General features: G+C 69.5%; 4 protein-coding genes. 1 reads left to right on the top strand and 3 read right to left on the bottom strand.

All coding sequences use genetic code 11. The annotated features are described in order from the left end of the window. Positions 1-100: 100 nt before the first annotated feature. From C3488_RS39290 to C3488_RS40315, 3 genes are all read right to left on the bottom strand, one after another. On the bottom strand, positions 101-298 hold the full coding sequence (locus tag C3488_RS39290; protein WP_103845594.1) for a hypothetical protein: 198 nt from the start codon (positions 296-298) through the stop codon (positions 101-103). Positions 299-448: 150 nt separating this feature from the next. Further along, positions 449-2,329, bottom strand: coding sequence for a MobF family relaxase (gene mobF / locus C3488_RS39295; RefSeq protein WP_103845595.1), 1,881 nt, complete (start codon positions 2,327-2,329; stop codon positions 449-451). A 385-nt stretch (positions 2,330-2,714) separates the two neighbouring features. Further along, positions 2,715-3,254, bottom strand: coding sequence for a hypothetical protein (locus C3488_RS40315; protein ID WP_146068030.1), 540 nt, complete (start codon positions 3,252-3,254; stop codon positions 2,715-2,717). A 261-nt stretch (positions 3,255-3,515) separates the two neighbouring features. Here C3488_RS40315 and C3488_RS39300 point away from each other — a divergent pair, with 261 nt between their 5' ends. Next, complete coding sequence (locus C3488_RS39300; RefSeq protein WP_103845593.1) at positions 3,516-3,695, top strand: hypothetical protein; 180 nt, start codon at positions 3,516-3,518, stop codon at positions 3,693-3,695. Positions 3,696-4,059: the final 364 nt, after the last annotated feature.

Consider the following 4,059-nt stretch of genomic DNA (forward strand, 5'->3'; position numbering starts at 1 on the left):
AATCCACTCGGGCATGGCCCCGATCATTCCCGTGACCGCTGCTTCCTACGCTGCGCCACTGCATCGTCAGTGCACGCACCGGATGCCGGGCGTCCCGCACTCACCGCTGGCAGCGTCGGCGCAGGCGCGCGGTACGCCATGGGTTCGGCCGGCCCCCCTGGTGCTGCCGGCGCCGGCGCCGGACCGGTGGCGGCGTCGGTGACGTGTACAGCGCCGCCCGCAGCCGGGATGCGTCGGCGAGCTGCTGCAGGCGTTCCAGGAGCTCCGGCGAGAGGTAGAACGGGGTCGGTGCGACCATGCGGGCCTCCATGCTCGGGTGTCGGTCCGTGCACCCTCGCCCCTCTCTGGCACCTTCAGGACGTGCACGTCGACTCCGTCCCGGCAGGTGGCTCGGCGACTTGGTGCCGCCTCCCGCGGGGTGGGCCCGGCTCCCTCCCGGCTGGGTCCCTCACCGCGGCGCCGCTCCTCTGCCCTGGGCGGGTCTGGGGTGCTGGTGCTGCTGCTGGCTGGCGGGACTGGCCTGGTCTGCTGGCTCCTCGGGCTGTGGCCGGTCGGCGAATGCGCGGCGGCGGGCATCGGCCTCGCGGGTGAAGGCGGCGAACCGGGCGAGGTTCTTCGGCGTGCGCATCCACGTCGCCGGATCCGTCGTGCGGCCCTCCAGCAGCTCCGGCATCGCGGCCTGCTGGTGAGCGTGGACAGCGGCGGCCCGCTGCGCCGGGGTGAGGGCGGCGTCCCGGTCCGGGTGGTCAACGGCGTGCGGCTCGGTCGCCGCCTGGTCGTGGTCGCCGGTGTGCATGGTGGTCGACGCGGTGGCGGTCGGGGAGCCGTCCCTCACGGCAGGTGCGGTGCGGGCGTCGCGGATCGCTTTCTGCACCGCGAGGCTGGCGACTCGCGCCCGCTCGTATCTGCTCGACTCCCGTGGCGGCTTGCCGTCCGTGCCGCCGATCCACCACCGGTGCGGCCAGGCGAAGTCGGCCGTGTAGGTGATCTGGTCCGGTGAGGGGATCCGGCGGCCGGGCTGGGGAACGGTGAGCTGGCGGGAGTGGTGGGCGAGGGCCTTGTCGGCGATGTAGTCGTCCAGGCCGCGCGTGAACTCACGGCCGCGCAGGGTCTCCAGAAGGTGCCGGCGGGCTTCGGCGAGAACGTGGCGGCGGGCGAAGGTGTTGCGGACGGTGTAGACGATGGCGGCGACGTCGACGGCGGCGAGCGCGGTGTCCACCAGCGGACCCACCCGCTCGCGGATCGCCTTCCCGGCCGCCCGGCATCGCTCCAGGAGCCCGTCGACCATCTGCTGGCCGAAGCGGAGGATCGCGGACGCCCGCCACCACGCGCGCAGCTGCTCCAGGGGACGCGGGGTCTTCTTCTTTGGGCGGGTGTCCTGCGCCGCCCACCACCCGAGTCCGTGGCGGCCGCGCTCACCGGGCAGCCGCCCATGGTCCTTCACGTACTGGTCGGTGATGCCCTCCAGGGCGTCCTCGATTCGCTGGCGGCGGGTGGACGACCAGTCGATCAGCTCATGGTCGACCCCGGCTATCTCCATCACGGGGCGCAGGCCCGGTGTCACCTCCCGGGGCACGGTCGCCAGGCCCAGCTTCTCGCAAACCTCCGTGGTCATGGTCAAGGTGTAGAGCGTCCCGGCCGCCACGACGTGCTGGTACAGGCGGACGGTGTCCAGCGCGTACCAGGAGCCCTCCGGGCGCTGCACTCGGTTGAGGATCAGGCAGTTATCGTGGAGCAGCGGGAAGCCGTCGCGGTTGTCGAAGTGCGGGAACGCGGCGACGACCAGGGCCGGTGCCTTTGCACGCTTCCGGCCGGACGACCATCGGGTCTCCGCGACCTCATCCTCCAGCCAGCGCAGCACGGTGGCGATGGCCCGCTCGTGGGCCCGTTCGATGACCCGGCGCGTCTTCTCGTCTCCCAGTGCCCACAGCACGATCAGGGACGCCTGCGGCCGGAAGGTGAAGTCGAGCGCGAGCAGCGGGATCTGGTTGCGCTTCTCGATCTCTTCGATCGGCTGCCCGAGGACGGTGGCCAACCGTGCCGTCTCTGGGTCGGCGCCGTCGTCCAGGAGCTCACGCTCGATGCGGTCGGCGTCCGGGTGCCGCCCTTGCCCGAACAGCAGCACCATCTGTCGCTGTGTCACCACCGAGCCCGCGGTGAGTCCGAGGGCGGCAAGGCCGCGCCCCATCCACAGACCGGGCGGGAGCCCGGCCTGCTCCTGGGCATCCTTCAACGGCTGGCGGGCCGGACGACGGCCGTCTCCGAAGGCCACCCCACGCACGTAGTACCGCCAGGCGTTCCGCCTCTGAACCTTCGCAACACTGATCATGCCCACAGGGGACACCGGCCCTGACCTGCGAAAAAGGCCCGCTCCCGTGAGGCGGGAGGGTTGACCGGAACTTCACGGCCGTTCCCGTCCGGCGGGCACCGAACGCACCTCCGTGCCCGTCGGACGGGCCATGCAAATGCTGCGCAACGAACGACCGCCTACGCCCAACAGGCCCCGACAAACGACAACAACCGGCTCCACCGTCAAGGCATACGCACCTACGTAGCGCTCCCCCACGCGACGGCCAAAGGCGCCGCTTCCTGCGCCGCGTCACCGACGCCCTTCACCACAAGGTGGCGCCGCCGTTTCGCTAGTCGGCTGTCACAGCCTTCGTAGTGACGTTCGCGCTGGCGACCCAGGAATCGGGTGAACACCCCGCTGCACATCATGCGAGTACGGCAGGAGCGCGGGGCGGCCTGGCTGCTGTGGGTGTCGTTTGGTCGGCTGTGCGCCCGTGTTGCGCTGGCAGCGCCTGCTCGAGCCAGGCTGGTTGGGCTCCGGCTGCAACCAGCCGTTCGTACACGTCCGAGGTGCGGTAGCCAACCCGGGTTCGGCGAAAGTGGACCGCGACTTCTCCGTGGCCGAGCCCCGGGTCCAACCTGAACCAGCAGGAGCGCTCGGCACCGCCGTCACAGTCACATGGCTTGCAGGCGCAGAAGTCACGCTTCACCTGCAATGCCATTCCCCATCTCGGATGTGTCAGGTGGTCGATGAGCGCGTCGTGGTCAACCGAGACGCCGTGCTCGTAACACAGCTCGAACTTCCATCCCAGGCCGTGCTGCCAGTACTTGACGCAGAACGGTTTGGTCACCGTGTGGAAAAGGGCGATCCGGCGCAGCAGACCGCTGGCGATCCAAGCGGCTCCTGCTCGTTCTTCCCACCAGGTGGGGTCTCGGGCCAGGTAGTCACGTTCGGGGCGGGTCATTTCGGGAGCGTCCCAGAGGGGTGCAAGTTCGTGATCGGTGCACCAGGCTCAATGGTCGGCGAGGATCGACCGCCATTGGTGTGGCGTCGGCCCTGTCAGGACGACGCGGGCATCGGTGCCGACGAGGCCGAGGTGAAGGCCGTATGTGTCGATTCGACGCAGTCTGGCGCCGATGATGCCGCCAGGTCCCTCCACTGAGTCCTTGGTGCCGGTGTACCGGGTCGGTAGAAGGGCCCCGAGACTGTGCTCGGGGAGCCGGTGATGAGGTCCCAGTTTCGGGTCTACTCCCACTACCAGGTGATCGGTTGCTGGGAGGGTGTAGGCAACGCCGACGGGATGGGCGCAGTAGTCGGCCGTGCCGCCCAGGCGCTCGAAGACGCTGGCTTCGAGACGGGCCTGATCACGGTCTGCGTCGGGCACTGGGTGCTGGTCTGCTGCTGACGCAAGCTGTTGCAGGCTTGTCTGGTGGCCGATGCCGGTGCAGTGGGAGCGGTAGCGGGCCTTCTGTGTGAGCGCGCTTCCGTGGCTCATGATCATCCTGATCTGTACGCCGTCCGACCCCGGCGCACTCAGGTGGGTGATCTGGGTGCGCTGATTTCTTGGGGCGGGGCCTGGCTCCTTCTCACCCCACAAGTCGGTGTGTTGGGCACCTGGTCGGTTGGCGCGCCTGTGGGTGATGGCCTCCTGATAGGCCGTTCAGCAGCGTAGTGGCACAGATGGTTACATCGGGGACGTTGCGTTCACGGTTCACCCCATTGGGCTTGCGGGACGCAGGGTTGTGACCGGGGTTGGCCCTCCCGGATTC

The sequence above is a fragment of the Streptomyces sp. Ru72 genome, assembly GCF_002920635.1.
Classification (GTDB): domain Bacteria; phylum Actinomycetota; class Actinomycetes; order Streptomycetales; family Streptomycetaceae; genus Streptomyces.